Annotated in this window: 18 protein-coding genes and 1 tRNA gene; 15 read left to right on the forward strand and 4 right to left on the reverse strand. The window is 67.2% G+C overall.

Going from position 1 to position 21,884, the window contains the following annotated elements; genetic code table 11:
* The first annotated feature begins 7 nt into the window (after positions 1–7).
* Positions 8–1,624, forward strand: a complete 1,617-nt coding sequence (locus ASG75_RS15585) for a DUF6519 domain-containing protein (protein WP_056391709.1) — start codon at positions 8–10, stop codon at positions 1,622–1,624.
* 129 nt (positions 1,625–1,753) lie between these two features.
* Here the strand turns inward: ASG75_RS15585 and ASG75_RS15590 are convergent, their stop codons facing one another.
* Positions 1,754–3,403 carry a polysaccharide deacetylase family protein gene (locus tag ASG75_RS15590; protein ID WP_200935731.1) on the reverse strand — a complete coding sequence of 550 codons (1,650 nt, stop codon included), beginning with the start codon at positions 3,401–3,403 and terminating at the stop codon, positions 1,754–1,756.
* A 541-nt stretch (positions 3,404–3,944) separates the two neighbouring features.
* On the opposite strand from ASG75_RS15590, the gene wecB reads away from it, so the two are divergent.
* From wecB to ASG75_RS15610, 4 genes are read left to right on the forward strand one after another with little or no spacing between them, the layout of a single operon-like run.
* Positions 3,945–5,057 carry a UDP-N-acetylglucosamine 2-epimerase (non-hydrolyzing) gene (gene wecB / locus ASG75_RS15595; RefSeq protein WP_082547647.1) on the forward strand — a complete coding sequence of 371 codons (1,113 nt, stop codon included), beginning with the start codon at positions 3,945–3,947 and terminating at the stop codon, positions 5,055–5,057.
* 14 nt (positions 5,058–5,071) lie between these two features.
* Complete coding sequence (locus tag ASG75_RS15600; protein WP_056391712.1) at positions 5,072–7,309, forward strand: glycosyl transferase family protein; 2,238 nt, start codon at positions 5,072–5,074, stop codon at positions 7,307–7,309.
* Positions 7,306–10,227, forward strand: coding sequence for a tetratricopeptide repeat protein (locus tag ASG75_RS15605; protein WP_082547648.1), 2,922 nt, complete (start codon positions 7,306–7,308; stop codon positions 10,225–10,227). Before ASG75_RS15600 ends, ASG75_RS15605 begins: the two co-directional genes overlap by 4 nt.
* Positions 10,224–11,123, forward strand: coding sequence for a DUF4434 domain-containing protein (locus ASG75_RS15610; protein ID WP_162253129.1), 900 nt, complete (start codon positions 10,224–10,226; stop codon positions 11,121–11,123). The genes ASG75_RS15605 and ASG75_RS15610 overlap by 4 nt, the downstream gene beginning before the upstream one ends.
* Before the next feature lie 104 nt (positions 11,124–11,227).
* Here ASG75_RS15610 and ASG75_RS15615 read toward each other — a convergent pair whose 3' ends face one another.
* Positions 11,228–12,205 (reverse strand): hypothetical protein, encoded by a 978-nt coding sequence (locus ASG75_RS15615; RefSeq protein WP_056391721.1) that lies wholly within the window; start codon positions 12,203–12,205, stop codon positions 11,228–11,230.
* A gap of 746 nt (positions 12,206–12,951) precedes the next feature.
* Here ASG75_RS15615 and dusA point away from each other — a divergent pair.
* The 4 genes from dusA to ASG75_RS15635 all read left to right on the forward strand — a co-directional run bounded on the left by dusA (position 12,952) and on the right by ASG75_RS15635 (position 16,434).
* On the forward strand, positions 12,952–13,947 hold the full coding sequence (gene dusA / locus ASG75_RS15620) for a tRNA dihydrouridine(20/20a) synthase DusA (RefSeq protein WP_082547650.1): 996 nt from the start codon (positions 12,952–12,954) through the stop codon (positions 13,945–13,947).
* An 82-nt stretch (positions 13,948–14,029) separates the two neighbouring features.
* Positions 14,030–14,353 carry a PepSY domain-containing protein gene (locus ASG75_RS15625; protein WP_056391724.1) on the forward strand — a complete coding sequence of 108 codons (324 nt, stop codon included), beginning with the start codon at positions 14,030–14,032 and terminating at the stop codon, positions 14,351–14,353.
* A gap of 1 nt (position 14,354) precedes the next feature.
* Positions 14,355–15,047, forward strand: a complete 693-nt coding sequence (locus tag ASG75_RS15630) for a response regulator transcription factor (RefSeq protein ID WP_056391729.1) — start codon at positions 14,355–14,357, stop codon at positions 15,045–15,047.
* Positions 15,013–16,434 carry an ATP-binding protein gene (locus ASG75_RS15635; protein ID WP_056391732.1) on the forward strand — a complete coding sequence of 474 codons (1,422 nt, stop codon included), beginning with the start codon at positions 15,013–15,015 and terminating at the stop codon, positions 16,432–16,434. Before ASG75_RS15630 ends, ASG75_RS15635 begins: the two co-directional genes overlap by 35 nt.
* 4 nt (positions 16,435–16,438) lie before the next feature.
* Here ASG75_RS15635 and ASG75_RS15640 read toward each other — a convergent pair whose 3' ends face one another.
* Complete coding sequence (locus tag ASG75_RS15640; RefSeq protein ID WP_235580262.1) at positions 16,439–17,209, reverse strand: M90 family metallopeptidase; 771 nt, start codon at positions 17,207–17,209, stop codon at positions 16,439–16,441.
* A gap of 36 nt (positions 17,210–17,245) precedes the next feature.
* A complete protein-coding gene (locus ASG75_RS15645; protein WP_056391739.1) occupies positions 17,246–17,572 on the reverse strand; it encodes a hypothetical protein in 327 nt (108 codons plus the stop codon).
* Positions 17,573–17,792: 220 nt separating this feature from the next.
* Here ASG75_RS15645 and ASG75_RS15650 point away from each other — a divergent pair, with 220 nt between their 5' ends.
* The 6 genes from ASG75_RS15650 to ASG75_RS15675 all read left to right on the forward strand — a co-directional run bounded on the left by ASG75_RS15650 (position 17,793) and on the right by ASG75_RS15675 (position 21,191).
* On the forward strand, positions 17,793–18,782 hold the full coding sequence (locus ASG75_RS15650; protein WP_056391743.1) for a biotin--[acetyl-CoA-carboxylase] ligase: 990 nt from the start codon (positions 17,793–17,795) through the stop codon (positions 18,780–18,782).
* Positions 18,779–19,519 carry a type III pantothenate kinase gene (locus tag ASG75_RS15655; RefSeq protein ID WP_056391745.1) on the forward strand — a complete coding sequence of 247 codons (741 nt, stop codon included), beginning with the start codon at positions 18,779–18,781 and terminating at the stop codon, positions 19,517–19,519. Before ASG75_RS15650 ends, ASG75_RS15655 begins: the two co-directional genes overlap by 4 nt.
* Before the next feature lie 53 nt (positions 19,520–19,572).
* Positions 19,573–20,259 carry an SPOR domain-containing protein gene (locus ASG75_RS15660; protein WP_056391748.1) on the forward strand — a complete coding sequence of 229 codons (687 nt, stop codon included), beginning with the start codon at positions 19,573–19,575 and terminating at the stop codon, positions 20,257–20,259.
* 40 nt (positions 20,260–20,299) lie between these two features.
* A tRNA-Thr gene (locus ASG75_RS15665) sits at positions 20,300–20,375 on the forward strand.
* Positions 20,376–20,518: 143 nt separating this feature from the next.
* Positions 20,519–20,770 (forward strand): hypothetical protein, encoded by a 252-nt coding sequence (locus tag ASG75_RS15670; protein ID WP_056391752.1) that lies wholly within the window; start codon positions 20,519–20,521, stop codon positions 20,768–20,770.
* A 181-nt stretch (positions 20,771–20,951) separates the two neighbouring features.
* A complete protein-coding gene (locus tag ASG75_RS15675) occupies positions 20,952–21,191 on the forward strand; it encodes a hypothetical protein (RefSeq protein ID WP_056391755.1) in 240 nt (79 codons plus the stop codon).
* The last annotated feature ends 693 nt before the right edge of the window (positions 21,192–21,884 follow it).

Here is a 21,884-nt window from a genome sequence, read left to right on the forward strand (position 1 = left end):
ATCGACCATGAAAGGCGACTTCGCACGCGTCAGCTTCGATCCGACCCAGCATTACAGCCAGGTGTTCCAGCAGCAGGGCCGCGTGCTGCTGGAGGCGGACTGGAACGAACAGGCGCACATCCAGCTGCATCTGCTGCGCACCTTGGTGCGCGACCTGGTCGGCCCGTGCTGGGCCGCCGGCAGCGGCTTCGCCATCACCGGCAGCACGACCAATGCGGACGGCAACAGCAAGCCGCTGCCGCTGACCGATTGGCAGCTGGCGCCGGGGCACTTCTACGTCGACGGCATCCTGTGCGTGAACGAGGTCATGTGCACTCTCGCGCAGCAGCCGAACGCGCCCACGCCCGACTACGGCGTGGCCGACGGCAAGAACGGATTCGAGAATCCGCCGCAGGGTTTCGCGTTGTGGCTGGACGTATGGGAGCGGCACCTGTGCGCGGTGGAGGCGCCGCTCATCGCCGACGTGGCACTGGACGGCGTCGATACCGCTTCCCGCGCGCAGGTGGTGTGGCAACTGCGCATGCTCGATCAACCGCGGGCGCAGCAGCAGCTCGACGACGTCACCGCGGCGTTGAAGGTGCGCCAGGCTGCCGCCGACAATCCGACCGACGCGGCGACGATCAAGCAGCAGCTCGCCGAGGTGGCCGCGCTGCGCAAGAGCCTCGACGGCGGCGACCAGGCTGGCGCCTCGCCGTGCACTGCGGTGCGCCAGTTGCTCGGCGCACGCGCAACGTACGCGTTGCCGCGACTGCGCGCGGAACTGGGCCCGCAGGAATCCGACAACGATCCCTGCGCGATCGCCGCCGACGCGCGCTACCGCGGCTGCGAGAACCAGCTGTACCGGGTCGAGATCCACCAGAGCGGATTGGCCGGCGCGGCCAGCTTCAAGTGGTCGCGCGAGAACGGCTCGGTGGTGTTCCCCGTTACGCACCATGACCCCGGTGCGGTGGCGGACGACGGCAGCGCGCCGCTGACGGTGACCCTGGCCCGGCTCGGCCGCGATGCCCGGCTCGGGTTGGCGGCAAACGACTGGGTCGAGCTGGTCGACGACCGCTACACGCTGGGGCAGCGCGCGTACCCGCTGCTGCAGGTGCTCGCCGTCGATGCGGCAAGCTGCACGGTTACCTTGAATGTGCCGAAAAGCACCACGCCGTGGCCGCTGGACGATGACCCGCACCGGCATCCGTTGCTGCGCCGCTGGGACCAGCGCGAGGCGGTGAACGCGCAAGGCGTGCTGGCCGTGGCCGAGGGCGCGCCGATCGCGCTGGAGGACGGTATCCAGATCAGCTTCGAACCAGGCGGGCTGTATGCCACCGGCGACTATTGGCTGATCCCCGCGCGGGTGGCCGGCAACGGCCAGCTCGACTGGCCATCGGCTGGCGCCACGCCGGCCGCGCTGCCGCCGCGCGGATTGCATCATCACGCGGTGCTCGGCGTCACCGGCGACAACGGTACCTACGACGAATGCTGCTGCCGTTTCGACTCCTTGTGCCAGTTGCTGCAGGCAGGGCGGAACCAGCTGGTTGGAAAGCGTGCCGCACCTGTACGGGCGGCGCCCGCGGCGGTGAAGAAGGCGCGGGCGAAGGTGGCGAAAAAGGTCACGAAAGTGGACAAGCCGGCGTAAGGAAGACGCGCGGAAATAGCCGCACTTGCGCTGCATCCCGCAGGGCGACGCTCTGCCGTACGAAGTGCGTCCGCGACGCGTCCCGAAGGCAGACCGCCGTTCCATCGGCGGCCTGCCGGCCATGATCCGTCAGCCCTGCTTGACGGTGTCCGCGGGTACGAAGGTGTAGCCCATCGCCTGCAGGCCCGCGACGATCTGCTTCAGGTTGCTGATGTTCAGGAACGGGTGGAAGAAGAAGCTCTGCACGCCGTCCTGGATGACGGCGTTGCGATTGGCGCTGTAGAGGATGTCGGCAGGAGAGCGTGGCGGGTTGTGGTTGAACTCGACCAGCTCGACGTTGCCGAGCTGTTCCGGTATCACCACCGAGCCGTAGATGTCGCGTACCAGGTAGGGGTAGAACTGGCCGTAGATCCTGGTGTAGTCCGGTATGCCGCTTCCGCAGGCCCCGTTCGGACACCAGCCGGCCGCGAACAGGCCGCGGTCGTAGCGTGCGGTGAACGCGGGCTGGAACACCTGGTAGTCGATCGCCGAGGCGGCGTAGTGCGGCGCTTCGAAGATGTTCGGCACGGCGAAGCCTGCCTGGGCGAATTCCTGCTGGCCGCTCGCGATGCGTCCCTGCGCCCACAGGGCGGAGTCTTCCGCCATCGGCGAGTCATAGATGACGTAGTTGTCCGGGCTGACGTGCGCACGGTAGAACTCGAAATCGTCGCCGCTTGCACCGCTGTACGGGTTGGCGACGTTGGAGTACTGGTGCGTGTAACCGTGCATCAGCAGCGTGCCGCCCTTGGATTGCATGTAGCGCAGCGCCTTGACCACGGCGCTGGCCTGGTAGAGGTGTGTACTGACCGGCACGCCGTTGTTGTACGTCCCGTTCGGATCCTTGTAAAACGGGATCACCGCCACGCTGAAAGGCACGTTCTTGCTGTACAGGTAGTCGGCGATCGCGCGCAGCCTGGTCGGGCTGGCGTCGGCGCCGACATCCTCGATGCGCACCAGCGCACGCTTGCGCGACAGCATGGACGGGTTGGATACCTTGCCGATCAGGTCGACGGCCGCGAGATAGCGGTCGTTCGGCCCCGTATAGCTGAAGGGAATCTCGCCGATATAGGTCAGGTTGGCGCCGCGGGTGGCCCAGTTGATGGTGCCGCCGACGTCGTTGGTCGCCGTGGCGAGCACCTGCGCCTTGGTGGGGTCGTTGATTACCGTCTGCAGCAGGCCGGTGGGAGCCGCCAGCGCATTGCGCTGCAGCGCGACGCCCTTGTAGGTCACCGTCAGCGCATTGCTGAAGTCGAAGAACATCGGCGTGAAGCCGTACTGCCCGGCGAAGTTGCTTGCGCGGGCGGCCAGCTGCCAGATGTTGTTGCTCATCCACAGCACCGGCTTGGTGGTCGCCAGCACGTCGTCCAGCAGCGCGGTCGGCAGCGGTTCGTCGTACGTCGAGCCGACATAGATCAGGCCGGTGTAGCCGCCGAGTTCGCCCGCGACGTAGCCCGCCGCCGGATGCAGGGTGTACTTGCTGCCGTGGGTGACCAGGTTGCTCGCCATCACGCCGTAGGCCTCGCCCAGCCAGCCCCATTGACCGGAGCTGTCGTACAGCACCAGCGTGTTCTGGCTCGGGTTCGCGCCGGGCGCGCCGGCGTACTGGCTCACTGCCTGCAGCAGCGCCGGCGCCAGGCGACTGGTCGACGTCGGGGAAACGACGGTTGATTTTTTCTTTGGCAGCGCCGCGCCCGGTGGTGGTGGCGGCGCGGGAAGCATGCGGTTATCGACGGAGCGCACGGTCGGCGCGGTCGCAGAGACGAGTTGCGTTGCGCCGGCGACGGACATCGAACCGAATGCCGCCGCGGACAGCAGTACCGCACTGATGATGACGGACTTAAGAGTCGACAGTCCGACAAGCGTTGACCTTGTCATGGGAATTCCTCTCACGCAGTGGTGGGGCAGGCGCGCGGCCAGCGCGCGCTGCTGGAAATGCACTACACATCCCGAATGCCCAGGCCCCTGATCCCGTGAAAGGGACGCCTCGCCCTCCGTGGCAAGCTTGCTTGCAACCGGATTGCTTACTTTGCTACTCGGCTAGTGTAAATTCATACATATGTCAAGTGCAATAGAGAGAGAATTCATCAAAAATTGGCGTCAGTTTAACGTTGAGTTGGCAATATTGAACATCAAGGCGGAATTTCTGACCGCCGATACGGGCTTGATCGCAAGCACTCCCCCGCCCACTCGAGGCGCTTGCGATCGGCTTCTCGTGACAATGGGGACATGGGCAGGACGCCCGCGTAGCAGGACTGAGTTGCGGTCCTGTGGGGGAAGGCACATGCAGGATGCACTGATCATCTGTGGCACGCGCCCGGAGATCATCAAGCTGGCACCGCTGTATCACTGCATGCGCGCCAGCGGCTGGGTGCGGCCGCACTGGCTGCATACCGGGCAGCACGACGAGATGGCGCGTCAGATGCTTGCCTGCTTCGACATTGTTCCCGACATTTCGCTCGAGCGCGCTGGCGAGGGGTTGCACGAGTTCAGTGCACGCTGTCGCAGCTTGCTCGACGCGGTGATGTCCGACGGGTCATGGTCGCTGGTGGTGGTGCAGGGCGATACCGAAAGCACCTTCCTCGGCGCGTTGTGCGGCTTCCATCACCGCGTTCCCGTCGCGCACGTGGAGGCGGGCCTGCGCACCTACGACCTGGAGCGGCCGTTCCCCGAGGAAGGCCTGCGCCAGATGGTCAGCCGGATCACCCGGTTCCATTTCGCGCCGACCGAGCGCGCGGCGCTGGCGCTGCGCGAAGAGGCGATTCCGCGCGAGCGCATCTTCGTCACCGGCAATACCGTGATCGACGCGCAGCACTGGGTGGTGCGGCACCATCGGATACGGCGCAGCGTGGAGGGTCGCGGCCACCTGTTGGTCACCTCGCATCGCCGCGAGAACTGGGGCAGCGACCTGCGCGAGATCTGCCATGCGATCGCCGAGGTCGCGAGCCGCCACCCGGAGCTGCAGGTGCTGTTTCCGGTGCACCTCAACCCGGTGGTGAGTCAGCCCGTGCACGCCATCCTCGGCGGACTGGCCAACGTGCGCCTGAGCCCGCCGTTCGACTACCTGGAGATGCAGCAGGCGCTGATCGACTCCTGGCTGGTGCTGACCGATTCCGGTGGCCTGCAGGAAGAAGCGCCCACCTTTGGCGTGCCGCTGCTGGTGCTGCGCACGGAAACCGAGCGGCCGGAGGCGATCGAAGCCGGTTGCGCCCGGCTGGCCGGCACGCAGCGTGCATCCATCGTGAAGCAGATCGAGGAGCTTTGGTCGGACCCGATGGCGCACCAGTCGATGGCGCGTGCGGGCAATCCATTCGGTGATGGCCAGGCCAGCCTCCGGATCGTCGATCTGCTGCAGAACGCGTTGGCGTGCGACGAACGCCTTCGCGCGGCGATCTAGCCAAGGAGAACGGCATGTGGTGGCTGGATGCATTCTCGACCTATCTCTACGGCTTGAGCGTGGTCGTTACCGCGATCGCCCTGCTGATGCTGGTCAGCGGCCTGGACGACCTGTTCATCGACGTCGCCTACTGGCTGCGCCGGCTGTGGAAGTCGCTGGTGGTCTACCAGCGGCACGAGCACACCAACTACCACGAGCTGTACCGCCCGGCGGAAAAGCCGCTGGCGATCATGGTGCCGGCGTGGAATGAAACCGGTGTGATCGGCCACATGGCCGAACTGGCGGCGACCACGCTGGACTACGAGAACTATCACATTTTCGTCGGCACCTATCCGAACGACCCGGATACCCAGCGCGACGTCGACGAGGTATGCGCGCGTTTCCCCAATGTGCACAAGGTGGTGTGCGCGCGGCCCGGGCCGACCAGCAAGGCCGACTGCCTCAACAACGTGCTGGATGCCATCCTGCAGTTCGAGCGGCGCGCCCACATGGCGTTCGAAGGCTTCATCCTGCACGACGCCGAGGACGTCGTGTGCGCGCTCGAACTGCGCCTGTTCAACTACCTGGTCGGCCGCAAGGACCTGATCCAGATTCCGGTCTACCCGTTCGCGCGGCAGTGGAACAACTTCACCAGCCTGCACTACCTGGACGAGTTCGCCGAACTGCATGGCAAGGACGTGCCCATGCGCGAGGCGCTGGCGGGGCAGGTGCCCAGCGCCGGCGTCGGCACCTGCTTCAGCCGGCGCGCCGTGCTCACGCTGATCGATGCGGGCAACGGCGTCGCGTTCGACGTGCAGAGCCTCACCGAGGATTACGACATCGGCCTGCGCCTGAAGGCCTGGGGCATGGAGGAGATCTTCGTGCGCTTCCCGGTGCTGCGCTACCGGCGCCACCCTTCGCCCGAGAACCGGCTGGGCCAGAGCTGGCGCGAGTCCAACGTGATCTGCGTGCGCGAATACTTCCCCGACCGCCTGGCGACGGCGGTGCGGCAGAAGTCGCGCTGGATCATCGGCATCGTGTACCAGGGCTACCGCACCCACGGCTGGAGGCACGGTCCGGTACTCAACTATTTCCTGTGGCGCGACCGCAAGGGCGCGATCAACAACTTCGTCAGTTTCGCCGCGATGCTGATCCTGCTCCATCTGATCGCGATCTGGCTGCTGCAGCAAGTCTGGACGCAGGCGCCGCGCTTCGTCTCGATCTTCGAGGGGCGGCCGTGGTTCGAATACTTGCTGGTCGCGAACTTCGCGCTGATGGGCAACCGCATGCTGCAGCGAATCATCTTCGTGTCCAGCTACTACGGCGTGAAGCAGGGTTTGTTGTCGATACCGCGGCTGCTGTGGGGCAACCTGATCAATTTCCTCGCCAACTGGCGCGCCATCCGCCAGATCATCAAGTGCGGCGATCCGCGCCGCGTGGCCTGGGACAAGACCACCCACGACTTTCCCAGCATCGGCGGCGAGAACCATGCCAAGCGTTCGCTCGACGAGATACTGGTGGCGAACGGCGCGGTATCGGCGCTGGAGTTGCGCGAGGCGAAGCTGCATCGCATCGACGGCCTGCAACTGGGCAGCTCGATGATCCATGAATTCCGAATCACCGCCGCGCAACTGGCGCGTTCGACCGCCGAACAGATCGGCGTCAGTTGCGAGTCGGTGGACTTTGCCGGGTTGCCGCACGAACTGCTGGACGCGCTCCCGGCGCGCATCGCGCTGCACTACGCGGTGCTGCCGCTGCGCTACGAAGGCCACGCGCTGGTTCTCGCCAGCGAGTCCTACATCGACCCGGTGTCGTTGGCCGCACTCGCGCGCCAACTCGACCGGCCGGTGCGTTATGTGATCGCGCACAAGGGTCAGGTCGCGGTCGGGCTGCGTCGCTGGTACGCGCATTTGTGCGACTGCGATCGCGACCCGCATCATCTGCTCGACGCCGCTGCGCGCAGCGGGCGAATCGATGGCGACCGCGTGGCGTCGCTGTGGGACAGCTATGTGTCGCGCCAGGTCATGCTGGGCGAAATCCTGGTCGCGCAAGGCCACCTGGATGAAGTGGCGTTCAGGTCATTGCTGCTCAGTCACGCACGCAGCGCGCAGCCGCTGGGAGAGTTCCTGGTCGAGCAGGGTGTGATCGGTCGTGAAACGCTGGATCGCATGCTGGCCCTTCAGACGGCACTGCAGCCGAACATCGCCAGCCTCCTTGAAATCGAGGCCGCCGTGTCGGCGCAGCTGGCGACGCCGGCGGAGCAAGCAGCATGAAACGACCATGGCCAATCCGCTGTGCGGTGGCGCTGCTGGTGATGGCGCCGACGTGGTCGCCGCACGCGGCGGGGCAGGCACCGACCGTTGGCGGCAGCCGCTACCGGCAGTTCCTGGTGTACCCGCATCGACAGGCCGGCTACGCGGCCATGCGGGCCGGCAATGAGCGCGTCGCGGTGGAAGAATTCGAGCGCGCGCGCGCGCTGGCGCCGCAGGATATCGACACGGCGCTGGACCTGGCCGCGGCCTATCGGCATTTCGGCCACGCGGTGCAGGCGCAGCAGGTGCTGGACGAGCAGCGTCGCCACACACCGGGCGATCCGCGGCTGCAAGTCGCTGCACCCGTCGCTGCACCCGTCGCGGCAGCCGCGGTCGACTGCAGCCGCGACAACCGGCCGGTGTGCCGCGCCCGGCGCGGCTTCGACGACTTGCAGGCCGGCGATCTCGCCAAGGCGCAGGCCGAACTCGACGCCCCGGATTTCGCGCGCAGTCCCGAGGGTCGCGCCTTGCGCCATGCGCTGGTCCAGCGCGCGGTCTACCTCGGCGACCGTCAGCGCGCCGCCGCGCAACTGGCCGAGCTGGATGCCGGCGACGAGCTCAGTGCCGACGAGCGCGGCCAGTGGTTCAGCCTGCTGCTTCAGCTCGGCGAGCTGGATGCGGCGCGCCAGCTGCAATCGCGCGGCGGGCTGGATGCGCCGGCGCAGAACCTGGCCCTGGCCGAGGCCATCGGTGGCCGCGGCGATCGCAAGCGGCTGGCTGCGTACATGGCCGCCCGCCAACCCGCATTCGCCAGTGAAAAAGACGAGCGGCGATGGGTGAATCTGCTTGCGTCGGTGGTGCACGACCGGCCGGGGCTGCTGGTCCGTTATGCCGCGCGCTACCCCGCCAACGCGGCGTTGCAGGCGCGGCTTTCGGTACCGCTGGCGATGGCGCGCGGCGACAGTGCGATGGCGCAACGCATGCTGTCGCGGCTGCCCGACGGAAGCCTGCGCGAGGAGCGTTTCAGCCTGGACCTGCAGCAAGGCCGCCATGCCGAGGCAAGGCAGCAGGCCGAGGCGCTGATCGCCCAGCCGGAAGGCTACCGCCTGCTCGATCCGCTCAGCTATCGCCTGATCGAGGCCGGTGCGCGCGGCGAGGCGAAGCAGCTGATGCTGGGTGCATACCCGTTTGCCGGCAACCCGGGCCGGGCGGCCCTGTTTTCCCGCCTGGCCGTGCTGGCCGGCGAGCAGCCGACGCTTTTTTCATCGGACGATCGCGCGCGTCTGCGCTTGCCGCTGGAAAGCGTGCCGCTGCGCGTGGCGCAGATCCCCATCCTCAGCGCGCTGCGCGACTGCGAGGGGATCCGCCAGGTGATGGCCGACCTCTCGCCGGACTACCCCGCCGGCCTGTGGCGGCAGCTCGGCGATTGCTACGGCAACGACCGGCCCGGTCTCGCCGAGTACGCCTACGCCGAGGCCAACAAGCGCAAGCCCGACAGCGACGTCACCCGCGCGCTGGCCTATCAGGCCTATGGCGCGCAGGACTATGCGACGGCCTTGCAGGCCTGGCGTTCGGTACCGGCGGCGCACATGCAGCCGGCCGACCTGCTGGCTGCCGCGACCACCGCACTCACCGTCGACGATCCGGCCGTCGCACGTTCCTGGCTGGATACGTATGCGGCGCAGGGCGGTCGGCAGGATCACGCCTATTGGTGGTTGCGCGCGCAGGCCGACGAGCCGCGCGATCCGGCGCTGGCCCGCGTCGATCTGGAAAACGCCGTGGCGACGCACGCCGATCCACGTTACTACGCGCGCCTGGCGGCCCTGCAAAGCCGGGCCGGCGAAGCGCAGCCGGCGCTGGTTTCGCTGCAGCGTGCCAGTGCGCTCGCGCCCGATGACAGCCGGCTGGCCGCCTCGCTGGGCTACGCCTATCTGCAGGCGGGTGCGCCGGACGAAGCGGTGGCGCAGTTTGAGCGCGCGCACCGGGCCAACCCGGACGATCCGGCACTGACCCGGCAGTTGCTGTACGTGCACCAGCAGCTCGGCGACAACGCCCAGGCGCAGGCCTATGCGGCGCAGGCGATCGACCAGCTCGGTTCCGTCGCGGCTGCCGACACCGTGGGCGGCGGCACGACGCAGGAAGACGAGGACCAGCAGCGCTACACCTTGCGGCGCCTGCACGAGGATCTCGGCCGCAAGTGGCGCTTCAACGCCGACATGACCCTGGGCGATACCGTGTCCTCGGCGGCCAACGCGGCGGCGCCGGGCGTCTCCTATCGCAGCTACCTGCAGCTCGAGGCGCAATACCGCTTCGATCCGCATCTCACCGGCGGCGACGCCAACACGCTGGCCGCCTACGCGCGCGTCTTCGCGGGCAGCGGCGTCAGCGGTTCGGTGTGGCCGGTGCATTCGCCGATGCTCGGCGTGGGGCTGCACTGGAAGCCGCTGCTCGCGCAGAACGTCGTGCTGTCGATCGAGCAGCAGACGCCCATCGGCGACAGCCGCAATACCCGCAGCGACACCATGCTGCGTGCCAGCGGGTCGTGGTCCTTCAGCCCGCGGCTCAGCGACGACTGGCATGCGACCGGGTCGGGCTGGTTCACCCAGAACTTCTACGTCGACGTCGCCCGCTACCTGCGCGCCCGGCAAACCGTGTTCACCGCGGACTACCTGCTGGGCTGGCAGCGCAAACTGGTCGACGGCCAGACCATCGAACCCTATGTCCACGTGCAGTACACCGGTATCGACCGTGCGCACGGCGCGGGCTATGCGCGCGACGCACGCGCCGGCGTCGGCCTGCAGTGGAACCTGTGGTACGGCGAGACCCGTTACGACGCCTACCCGCACCGCTTCAGCCTCGCGCTGGAAGGGCAGCACGCCTTCACCAGTTACCTGCGCGAGAGCAACGCGGTGTTCCTGATCGTGAGGACGCAGTGGTGAAACCTGCGTTGTGCCGGCTTGTCGGGCTGGCGCTGCTGCTGACGGCGCTGCTGGCCGATGCGACCACGGCGATCTTCTACCAGCCCCAACTGCGCGATCGCGAGGTCGCGCAGGCGCAGTGGCCGTCCGCATTTGCACAAGTGCGCGCGCGCGGCTTCGACACGCTGGTGGTGCAGTGGACGCAGTACGGCGACGCGTTCGGCGACCCGGCCGGGCATGCCTGGTTGCTGCAGCGGGTGCGCGAGGCGCACGCGGCCGGGTTGCGCATCGTGCTGGGGCTGGATAGCGATCCCGCGTTTTTTCAGCGCCAGGAAGCGTCGCCGGTGGCGCTGGACACGTACCTGCGCACGCTCTCGCGCCGCAACGCCGAGGCCGCCCGGCGCTGGGTCGACGACCTGGGAAGCGCAGCGATCGTCGGCTGGTATCTGCCGCTCGAGATCGACGACAGGCGCTGGCGCGATCCTGCGGTGCGCAGGCAACTGCTGGATTATCTCGCCGCGGAACGGCGCCAGCTGGACGGCATCGCGCAGCGGCCGGTCTACGTGACCTCGTTCTTCGCGGGCAACATGACGCCGACTCGCTATGCGGAGTTGCTGACCGACGTGCAGCGCAGCGGCGTGCGTGCCTGGGTGCAGGATGGGGCGGGCACGGGACGCCTCGGCCGGGGAGAGCGCGAGCTGTATCTCGGCGCGGCGAGCCAGTGTGCGGGATCGCACGCGCACGGCATCGTCCACGAAATCTTCCGCCAGATCGGCGAAGACAGCGCCTTCACCGCCGTCGCTCTGTCGGCCGCCGAAGCCGATGCGGCCCTGGCGCAACGCGCGCCGTGCGGAGGCGACAGCGTCTTCTTCGAATTGCGTTACCTGCCCGGGATGGCGACGGTGTTGCAGCGCTAGCGTCGCGGAAAAAAGAACGCCTCCATCCGGAGGCGTTCTTCTTTATGCTTTCGAACTACCGATTGCGCAAGGCGATCGGTTCGCCGCACGGTACGGTTGCCGGCTTACTGTGGCACTTTCAGCGGGGCGATCGTGTCCCTGAGCGTGGTCCAGTACGACTTGGTGTACGGAACCATCTGCTCGGCGTAGTTCCACCAGAAAACACCGCCGACGAACTTCGGGTTCTTGATGGTGTTGATCATCGGGTAGTACGTCTTGATCATGTTCGTCTGCACCGATACGGGTGCGCTGAGGCTCGACGTGCCGATCTCGCCGAAGCCGATCTTCGCGTTCGGGAAGATGCTTGCGAGTGCACTGAAATCAGCTTCCCACGAGGGCTTCAGGTTGGGGCAGTCCTGGTACGGGTAATAGCTGAAGAACGCGTAGTCGGTGCCCTGGCGGACGCTGGCCGACAGGAAGGTGGTGGGCCAGGTCTTCCAGTAGTCCTGCGGTTTCGCCCAGCAATTGGTGCCCTTGCTGTCGTCGTTGTAGTAAAGCGTGATGGCGGTCTTGCCGCCAACGCCCTTCACGATCGAGTTGGCGGCGGCGACCATTTGCCCGATGGCGGTTTCCTGGGCGTTCACCGTGGCCTTGCTGCCGTTCGGGTTCTTGCGCAGCCATTCGCCGTTGATCTCGTTGGCGATCTCCCACACGTCGACCGTACCGTTCAGGCCGTAGACCAGTTCCTTGGTGCGCGCCGTGTAGGTGTTGATGTCGGTGGGGAAATAGTACGAGTCCATGATCTCGCCCATCACGTAAGCCACCGTGTGCAGCTTGACCAGCGCGGGGTAGTACTCGGCGGCGCTCGTGCCGGGGTCGAACACCACGCGCACCATGGGCTTGTGCGGCAGCTTGGTCAGCGAGGTGATGATCGCATTGAGGTTGGACAGGTCGTCCAGGGTGACGCCGTAGATGGGTGCTTTGATCGTCGTTGCCGCCTGGGCATGGGCGGCTGGTGCGAGCGGTGCCGATGCGGCGTAGAGGGCGACGGACAGGGCGAGTGGAGCCAGCAGGGTTTTTGCAGCGGTTGCAAGGTGGGTCATCTGATGAGAGTTCTCGTATGTGGGCGATCCTTTACCCGTTTGGGAGTAGTGGTTGTGACACGGGATGTGCCACGGCATGGCGCCGGCACCGTGGAAAAAGCTTGCGGGATCGGGCCGGGTCGTGCTCGTCCGGGCACCGTGAAAATCGTCCATGCAAAGGACCCCCTCCCCGAGCACCTAGGCAAAGGGATGGCGATGAAGCTGCCGTTGGGGATGCCAGCGAAAACGCCGATACTGCATGGATGGCCGAACCAGGCCGGAACCATCCGTCGACACACCGATCAGACCGGCCTTATCTTGCTTGGACCGGAGACCGCGCGTGGATATCGCTGGCGCTGCGAGTCTAACAAACCGACTTTCGGCGACATCAAAATTTGGTTAGTACGTGATAATTTGCGGTGATGTCCGTGTGTTTTTGTGACGTGGTTGGCAGACGTGTGGCTTGTCAACGCGTCGATGACATCGTCGCTGCGAGTGCAGTGGATACGTGCCTTGGGCCCGCGCCGATGGCTTGCTTCCGCCCGCGACGGGCGCTGTGACGTCGGTCGTGCTGGGCTTGAAGGTATCCTGCGCGGACTCGTCCAGGACTCGGCGGTGGCTTGCCGCGGAAGCTTCCGGCAAAGTTCCGGCGGCGTGCAATCGACGCGCCCCAGGAGTGGGTGCCGGCGACACTGCCGGAAATGAGTGAATGAGAGAATGCATGACCTGGCGCTGCGCCAGGCCGATCGCAAAGTTTGAAAACTTGATTGAGCAACCCATTGAACACGTCAGGCTACCAAGTGTCCGTCGCTCCGATGATGGACTGGACCGACCGGCACTGCCGCTACTTCCATCGGCTGCTGTCGCCGCGGGCGCGGCTGTATACCGAGATGGTGACCAGTGCGGCGCTGGTGCGCGGCAAACAATTGCGTCTGCTCGAGCACAGCCAGCAGGAGCACCCGCTGGCCTTGCAGCTGGGCGGCAGCGAGCCACACGAGCTGGCACAGGCGGCGCGCTTCGGCGCCGAGGCCGGCTATGACGAGATCAATCTCAACGTGGGTTGTCCGTCGGACCGGGTGCAGTCGGGCCGCTTCGGCGCCTGCCTGATGCGCGAGCCGGCGCTGGTCGGCGAATGCGTGAAGGCGATGCGCGACGCGGTCACGGATTCAAATCGGCATGTCCCGGTGACGGTGAAGTGCCGCATCGGCGTGGACGACCAGGACGACTACGCCGGGCTGCAGCACTTCACCGAGCTGATGCTGGAAGCCGGCGTCGAGGTGCTGATGGTGCATGCGCGCAAGGCCTGGCTGAAGGGCCTGTCGCCGAAGGAGAATCGCGAGGTGCCGCCGCTGGACTACGCGCGGGTGTATCGGCTCAAACGCGAATTCCCCGAACTGGTGGTCGTGATCAACGGCGGCATCACCACGGTGGCGCAGGTACAGGCACACCTGGCACAACTGGACGGGGTGATGCTGGGCCGCGCCGCATACCACGACCCGTACCTGCTGGCGCAGGTCGAGCATGCGCTGCACGGCGAACCGCTGCCCACGCGCGAAAGCGTGCTGCAGCGCCTGCGGCCGTACATCGAGGCCGAGCTGGCGCGCGGCACCGCGCTGAAGCACATCAGCCGGCACCTGCTCGGCCTGTATCAGGGCGAACCGGGCGCGCGTGCGTTCCGCCGCACGATCAGCGAAGGCGCGCATCTGCCGGGCGCGGGCTGGGACTTGCTGGAGCAGGCGCAGGCGCCCCGCGCGGCGGCGTGACAGTCGCCGTCCGTCCGGTCAGTATTCAGGCCTGATTGCCTAGGCTGGATGTTTCGGCAGCTGCCGGGCGGGGACTTCGCGCATGACAACGCACAAAAACTTCATCCCTGCTCTGTTCATATCGCTGTTCATCGGCGTGTCCGGGGCGGCCTTGGCGCAGTCGACCGAGTCGGCGGTGACGCTGGACCAGGCGGTGCTCAGGGTGCAGCAGGACACCGGCGGCAAGATATTGTCGGCCGAGCAGCGAGCGGTCGGGCGTCGGCAGGAGTACCGCATCAAGGTGCTCACTCCCGATGGTCACGTCAAGGTGATGGTGGTCTCTTCCGAATCGGGCAAGAATCCATCATCTACCCAGTCAACCAAGAATCTGCCCGCCAAGAGTGCGGGCCGCAAGGAGAAACGCTGATATGCGCATCCTGTTGGTGGAGGACGAGGCGCCGTTGCGCGAGACGCTGGCGGCACGCCTGAAACGGGACGGCTTTGCCGTCGATGCGGCGCAGGATGGCGAGGAGGGCATCTACCTCGGCCGCGAGGTGCCGTTCGACCTGGCGATCATCGACTTGGGCCTGCCCAAGATGTCCGGCATGGAACTGGTCAAGGCGCTGCGCGAGCACGGCCAGCGCTACCCGATCCTGATCCTGACCGCGCGCGGCAGCTGGCAGGACAAGGTCGAGGGGCTGAAGTACGGCGCCGACGATTACCTGGTGAAACCGTTCCACGTCGAGGAACTGCTGGCGCGCATCAACGCGCTGGTGCGCCGCGCCAGCGGCTGGTCGAAGCCGATCCTGGCTTGCGGCATGATCAAACTGGACACCACCGCGCAGACGGTGACGGTGGAGGGCAAGCTGGTCGACCTCACCAGCTACGAATACAAGGTGCTGGAATACCTGATGCTGCACGCCGGCGAGCTGGTCTCCAAGGCCGACCTCACCGAGCACATCTACCAGCAGGATTTCGACCGCGACTCGAACGTGCTGGAAGTGTTCATCGGCCGGTTGCGCCGCAAACTGGATCCGGAAGGCACCCTCAAACCCATCGAGACGGTACGTGGACGCGGATACCGCTTTGCCATCCCGCGCACCGACGGCGACGACGAATGAGCGTGGGTCGCCGCGCCGTCCGCTTTCACTGGCGGCGCGCGCGGCGATCGCCACCAGTTTCGTGCTGGCCGGCTTTCTCGGCCTGGTCGGGCTGACCCTGACCCAGACCAACAAGGCGCGCGCGCTGCGCACGCTGCATGACCGGCTCGAGAGTTTCGCGATTGCGTACATCACCAATACCGACGTCAACCGGTACGGCAAGCTGTTGCAGCCGGAAACGTCGCCGAACCCGAACTTCTCGCGACCGGGTTCCGGCCTGTATGCGGTGGCGCTGGGCGACCATGACTATCACTGGGAATCGTCCTCGGCGATCGGCCGCGACTTCACCTTCCTGAAGCCGCTGGAGCCCGGGCAGAGCCAGTTCGTCGGGCCGATCGACACCCGCATGGGCCGGCTGTACTACTACAGCTACGGCGTGGCGCTGGATACGGTGGACAGGAAGTCGGTGCGGCTCACCGTGATGGTGGCGCAGACCGAGGACCAGCTCGAAGGCGAGAACGCGGTGTTCCGCCACACCTTGGTGATCTGGCTGTCGATCCTCGGCGTGATGCTGATCGTGCTGCAGCTGCTGCTGCTGCGCTGGAGCCTGACTCCGCTGCGCAAGGTGGCCAGCGACATGAGCCGGGTCGAGCGCGGCGACAGCGAGCAGCTGGACAGCCAGTACCCGCTGGAACTCACCGGTCTGACCGAGCGCATCAATGCGTTCATCACCAACGAACGCGAGCAGCGCACGCGCTACCGGCACACCCTGGCCGACCTGGCGCACAGCCTGAAGACGCCGCTGGCGGTGATCCGCTCGCAGCTGGAATCGCCGGCGACCGGAGACGAGGCGGCGCGGCGCGGCAGCGTGCTCGACCAGGTGCGGCGGATGAACGAGCTGGTGGCCTACCAGCTGTCGCGCGCCGCCACGTCCGGCCGGCAGACCTTCGCCAGCGCGGTGCCGATTGCCGGCCATGCGGAAGATCTGGTGCAGGGCCTGGAAAAGGTCTATGCCGCCAAGAATGCCCTGTGCGAATTCGACATCGAGGACGGTGCGGTGTTCTACGGCGAGCAGGGCGATCTGCTGGAACTGATGGGCAACCTGCTGGAGAACGCGTTCAAGTGGGCCGGCCACCGTGTGCTGCTGGTGGTGAAGATGCAGCGTCAGGCCGGCCGGCAGCGGCCCGGCCTGTGGCTGAGCGTGGAGGACGACGGCCCGGGCATCGCCGAGGACAAGATCGAGAAGGTGCTGCAGCGCGGCGTGCGTGGCGACGAGCGGGTGCAGGGTCACGGCATCGGCTTGTCGATCGTGCAGGACATCGTGCATGCCTACCAGGGCGAACTGGTGGTCGACCGTTCGCCGGAATTCGGCGGCGCACGCTTCAACGTGAGCCTGCCGGCAAGCTGACCTCTCAACGCGCGCGGCAGAAGCCGGCCGGCTCGCAGCCCTCGGCCGGCGAGCGGCCGTAGAACGCGCCCAGCAATTCGGCGATCGCCGGCTCGGCCTGGCGCAGCAGCGCCGGCTGCGAGTAATGCAGCTCGCTGACTACGGCGAAATACTCGGCGGCACTTTCGGTGGCGTAGTGGTCGATCGGACTGTCGCTGCTGTCCTGCGGCATCGCGGCCAGGCGGTCGTAGGCCAGCTGGAACTGCTGGATCCAGCGTCGACGCGGAATGTTCACCAGCGGCGGCACGCCGTCGGGTGGGCCGTCGAGCATGTCCAGCTTGTGCGCCATTTCGTGCACGACCACGTTGTAGCCGTCCCACGGCTGCTCCAGGTCCAGCTGCACGTCGGCCAGCGACAACACCAGCGGGCCGCGTTCCCACGCCTCGCCGATGCGGATCTCGTCGCTCTCGGTGACCACGCCGGTGCGGTCGTCATGATGACTGCGCCGTACCTTGAACTCGCCCGGGTAAATCAGTACCTCGCGCCAGCCGCGCAGGCTGGCGGCGCCCTGCTGCAGCGCAGGCAGGCAGGCCTGCATGGCGATCAGCAGGCGCCAGTAGTCGTCCAGCACGGCGCCGGCCAAGGCATGGAAGCGTTTGCGTGCCAGGAACAGGGCGGACAGCCGGCGCAGGTGTTGTTGCCGGTCGGGGTCGAGCCGGCGCGCCAGCGGGCAGCCGGCCAGCGCGCGTCGCCACAGTGGGTCGGCTATCGGCGCCGGCTCAAAACGCGCCCGCAACGATTGCCACCATGGCCCCGGCATGACGCCGAGCGCTTACTGGATCGACCCAGGCAGCAGCGATTGCCAGCCCAGATGCGGCCGGCGGGTTGGCGTCGGCGCGGAGGAAGCGCCGCCGGAGTGATCGCTGCCGTTGCCGGGAGTGCTGCCGGAACTGTCGCTGCTGCTGGCCGGCGGACAGTCACGGGTCAGCCCCAGCGCATCGCCGCCGCTGCCGGTGTTGCCGTCGTGAGGGCTGGCGCTGTCCAGCGCGGCGTGCGAGGAACTGTCCAGGTCCTGGGTGGTGTCCAGACTGGTTGCCGCGGCGCTGCCGATCCCGGCAATGCACAAGGCGCAACCGACAAGCCAATAGGTGGCACGCATGGCGATCGAACTCCCTGACCCGCAAGCGAAGATCTTGATCGTCTCAGAAACATGGGTGCCATGCCAGTGCTGCCGCCCCGACGGCGGTCACGCAACAGGCCGGCGGTGGCTGCCGCAGGGTCGGCCGGCCGGGCTAGAATCCGCCGATGCGCAATCTGCCCCACGATTCTTTTTCCAGTTGCCGCCGGCTCGTCGCCGCTGCCGTGTCCGGGGCTCGCTGATGCAGCCGGCGCAGTTGCTGGCCCTGCTTGCCGAAGGCGAGCCGCTGTCCGGTGCCGGACTGGCCGCGCAGGCCGGGGTGACCCGTGCGGCGATCTGGAAGCAGGTCGAGGCCTTGCGTGCCCGCGGCGTGCCGATCGAGGCACGTGGCGCGGCCGGATACCGCCTGCCGTGGGCGCTGCAGATGCTGGACGCGAAGCAGATTCGCGCCGTGCTGCCGGCGCCGCTGGCGCGTTCGCTGGGTGCGCTGGAAGTGCATTGGGAGCTCGATTCCACTTCCAGCGAACTGCAGCGCCGCGGCGCCGCCGCGAAGGACTTCAGCATCGTGCTGGCCGAGACCCAGCATGCCGGCCGCGGCCGGCGTGGCCGTGAGTGGCTGTCGCCGCCGGGGCTGAACCTGTATCTGTCCTGCCTCAAGCGTTTCGAGTCGGGGTTCGCTGCGCTGACCGGGTTGTCGCTGGCCGTCGGCGTGATCGTGCTGCGCGCGCTGGAGAACCTGGGCATCGCCGGGGCCGGCTTGAAGTGGCCGAACGACGTGCTGGCCGTCACCGACGGGCAGGCGGGCGGCAAGCTGGGCGGCATCCTGGTCGAGCTGAGCGGCGAATACCAGGGACCGTGCGCGGCGATCATCGGCATCGGCCTCAACCTGCGGCTGACGCCGGCGCTGCACGAACAGGCCGGCCAGCCCGCCAGCGACCTGGCCACCCTGGCCGGCGGCACGCCGCCGGATCGCAACCGCACCGCGGCGGCATTGATCGCGGTGCTGGTCGAGGGGCTGCGGCAGTTCGAGCGCGACGGTTTCGCCGCATTCGGCGCCGACTACGCGCGCTACGACCTGCTGCGCAACCAGCCGCTGCAATTGAGCGGGGCGCTGGGCGCGTTCGACGGCGTCGGCGCCGGGGTGGATGCGCACGGCGCGCTGCAGGTGCGCACGACCGACGGCAGCGTGCGTCGGATCGACAGCGCGGATGTCACGGTGCGCCGCGCATGAGGCTGCTGCTCGACCTCGGCAATACGCGACTGAAATGGGCGCTGCAGGCGCAGCCCGATGGTTGGCTGGCGCGCGGCGCGGTGGACTGGCAGGAGGATTCTGCGGCCGCGTTGGCGTCGGCCTGGACCGGCCTGCCGCGACCGCAACAGGTGATCGCGGCATCGGTCGTCGATGCCGCGCGCGAGGCGCAGGTGGCCGCTGTGGCGGAGCACCTGTTCGCCTGCACGCCGACCTGGCTGCGCACGCCGGCCCATGCCTGTGGCGTGCGCAACGCGTATGCCGAGCCGCAACGGCTGGGCGTGGATCGTTTCCTGGCGATGGTCGCGGCGCATGCCGATGGCCACGCGCCGTGCGTGCTGGCCGGCGTCGGCACCGCACTCACGCTGGATGCGCTGGCCGCAGATGGACAGCACCTGGGCGGCTTGATTGCGCCCGGTCCGCGGTTGATGCAGCAGTCGCTGCTGGACGCCACGGCGCGGGTGCGGCCGGAGCGGCCGGGCGAGATCGTGGAACTGGCCGACAATACGGCCGATGCGGTGGCCTCGGGCTGCTGGCAGGCAGCCGCCGCGCTGGTCGAGCGTTTCGCGACGCGCTTGGCCGTACGACTCGGCGCGCCGCCCGCGCTGATCCTCGGTGGCGGCGACGCCGCGCCGCTGCTGCCGCTGCTGTCGTTGCCGGCCAGGCTGAGCCAGGACGGCGTGCTGCGCGGCCTGGCCGTGTGGGCCAACGCGCAGTGACGCCGGCGCCGTCCCGTTTAGAATGCTGATTGCTGCCGGTTGATGGGGGTTCGATGTTCCTGCGTCTGCTGTTCGTACTGTTGACCGCGCTGAATATCGCGGTGGGCGCCTGGCTGCTGCTGGGGCAGCCGTATGCCCGCGGCGGCACGCCCAGCGATCCGGGCGTGGCGGAACTGCGCCTGCTGTCGGAGTTGCCGGAACCCGGCCCGGCGGCGGCGGCGGCGACGGCGGCCGCGCCCGCGCCCGCGCCCGCGCCTACGGCGGTGACGTCATCGCCCAACCTCAGCTACAGCTGTCTCGCGCTGGGCCCGTTCGCCACCCCGCAGGACCTGCGCAACGCACGCCAGGCGCTGTCCGCGCAGGTCATGCGGATGCGCTCGCGCCAGGAACAGGCCAGCCAGACCAGCGGCTGGTGGGTCTACCTGCCGGCGGCCGGCAGCCGTGCGCAGGCGCTGGCGGTGGCGCGGCAGCTGGCGGCGCGCAACATCGATGACTACTTCGTGGTCAGCTCCGGCGACCAGCCCAACACGATCTCGCTGGGGCTGTTCAAGGATCCGGCGAATGCGCGCAAGCGCCGCGACGAGGTCACCGCGGCCGGCTTTCCCGCCCGCATGAACGAGCGCAGCGAGAGCGTGCCCGAATACTGGCTGGACCTGGTGGTCGCCGACGGCGGCAATTTCGACTGGCGCAGCCACGTCCGCACCAGCGGTATCGGCTCGCACAGCACCGGCTGCTTCTGAACACGCGTTGCGATGCAGCCTGCTAGAATCCCCCACCTTCGCCGGCATAGCTCAGTTGGTAGAGCAACTGATTTGTAATCAGTAGGTCCCGGGTTCGACTCCTGGTGCCGGCACCACGAAAACCACGCGCCAGGGCTGCCTTTCCGGCTGGCTCGTGCGGCCTTGGCTGAACGCTTCGCACAGGTCTTAACGCGATCATCGCGATTCGTCTACTTCGGTTTGTCCACGCTCGGATCTTCGAGGGCGCGCGAGACACATCATGGGTACGCTTTACGTGGTGCAGAGCTTTCACACGGTGAACGGCGATTTCATCGCGGACAAGCCGATTCTTCACGGCATGGAACAGCTGGCGCGCACACGCGGCGAGATGCTGGCTGAAGAGCGTGACGGTGTGCTGGTTTACGCGCAGGCGGCGGATACCGATCGCGACGAATACTCGGAGCCGGTCATCCTCGCCAAGTATGGCCGTGTGCCGCATCCGGAGCAGCAGAGCCTGCGTCAGGCTGGCTGACGGGGCGCCGACCAAGGCCACTCCGGGCGGGGCAGCTGCGCACACGTGCCGTAGGCGTACGCCGACATACACGGCGAACCGCGCGGGGCAGACTGGGCAAACACCGGAAGCACACGATCATCCGTCACCGGGGGGGCACGGATGGACGCTCCGGGCGGTTTCTTTGTCCGAGGATGCGGCGATGCGCATGGTTTTGACGATCAAGGAAAGCAGCCACGGCCTGTGGCGTATCTGCAGCGGGGAGGCGGCGCTGTACGACAAGCTGCGCTTCGCGCACGCGATTCGGCTGGCTCGCGGACTGGCCCGCGAGGAACACGCCAACTCCGGCCGTGCGGTCAGTGTCGAGATGGTCTGTTCGGAATTCACCATCGCCCTGGTGCACTACGCGGGGCCAGTCGTGTCACAACGTGCCGCTGCCTGATTCGCCGTCGGTATAGATCTCATACGCAGCACCGGTCGTGCCTCGACCGGCAGGAGCCATTTCGCCCGTCGGTCGGCTGCGGTTTCGCACAGCATCTCAAGCACATGTGATACGGACGGGCCTTGGCGGGCGGTTCCGTGTCGCTCCGCTTGGCCGGCGCCTGGCGCCTTGATGTGCGCGTAGCGTAAAAACTTGCTAGGATCGGCCCACGGCTGCGCAGGGGTAGCCCGGGGTGATCGACATGCAAACGCTTCTTGCACATTCCGCCTTCTGGCGTGGAGTGTCGCTGTTTGCAGGGATGCTGTTCGGAAAAATCGTTCGGGACGCTGAACCCGGAGCCTCGCTGACCCGTGGCGCCGGAGATCTGGTGTCCTGGAGCCCGGGTGCGCAATCGCGTCGCGAGGACGAACTGGCACGAAGTCGCCAGGCGGGACTCCACTAACCGGCGAACGCGCCGGTTCCGGTTGGGTAACGTGGTTGCAGTGGATGTGACCACCGTGGTCGTGTGCGTCGATCCGGTGCCGTCACTTTTCAAGCCGAGCCGGAGAATGTCCATGCCCCTGTCATCCCTTGCCCGCATCTGCGGTCTGTGCGCGTTCGCGTTGCTGGCCACGGCAGCGTCGGCGCAGTCGGATTCCGGCAACGTGATGAAGATGAACGTCACCATGAAGATGCAGGTGCAGGTGCCGGTGC

Source organism: Rhodanobacter sp. Soil772 (assembly GCF_001428385.1).
Lineage (GTDB): Bacteria > Pseudomonadota > Gammaproteobacteria > Xanthomonadales > Rhodanobacteraceae > Rhodanobacter.

Excerpts from the sequence above, each read along its gene's own strand:
- ASG75_RS15585 (WP_056391709.1), top strand. The coding sequence starts at position 8 with ATGAAAGGCGACTTCGCACGCGTCAGCTTCGATCCGACCCAGCATTAC.
- ASG75_RS15615 (WP_056391721.1), bottom strand. The coding sequence starts at position 12,205 with ATGACCCACCTTGCAACCGCTGCAAAAACCCTGCTGGCTCCACTCGCC.
- ASG75_RS15660 (WP_056391748.1), top strand. The coding sequence starts at position 19,573 with ATGTTCCTGCGTCTGCTGTTCGTACTGTTGACCGCGCTGAATATCGCG.
- ASG75_RS15675 (WP_056391755.1), top strand. The coding sequence starts at position 20,952 with ATGCGCATGGTTTTGACGATCAAGGAAAGCAGCCACGGCCTGTGGCGT.
- ASG75_RS15625 (WP_056391724.1), top strand. The coding sequence starts at position 14,030 with ATGACAACGCACAAAAACTTCATCCCTGCTCTGTTCATATCGCTGTTC.
- ASG75_RS15605 (WP_082547648.1), top strand. The coding sequence starts at position 7,306 with ATGAAACGACCATGGCCAATCCGCTGTGCGGTGGCGCTGCTGGTGATG.
- ASG75_RS15630 (WP_056391729.1), top strand. The coding sequence starts at position 14,355 with ATGCGCATCCTGTTGGTGGAGGACGAGGCGCCGTTGCGCGAGACGCTG.
- wecB (WP_082547647.1), top strand. The coding sequence starts at position 3,945 with ATGCAGGATGCACTGATCATCTGTGGCACGCGCCCGGAGATCATCAAG.
- ASG75_RS15645 (WP_056391739.1), bottom strand. The coding sequence starts at position 17,572 with ATGCGTGCCACCTATTGGCTTGTCGGTTGCGCCTTGTGCATTGCCGGG.
- ASG75_RS15600 (WP_056391712.1), top strand. The coding sequence starts at position 5,072 with ATGTGGTGGCTGGATGCATTCTCGACCTATCTCTACGGCTTGAGCGTG.
- ASG75_RS15670 (WP_056391752.1), top strand. The coding sequence starts at position 20,519 with ATGGGTACGCTTTACGTGGTGCAGAGCTTTCACACGGTGAACGGCGAT.
- ASG75_RS15650 (WP_056391743.1), top strand. The coding sequence starts at position 17,793 with ATGCAGCCGGCGCAGTTGCTGGCCCTGCTTGCCGAAGGCGAGCCGCTG.
- ASG75_RS15655 (WP_056391745.1), top strand. The coding sequence starts at position 18,779 with ATGAGGCTGCTGCTCGACCTCGGCAATACGCGACTGAAATGGGCGCTG.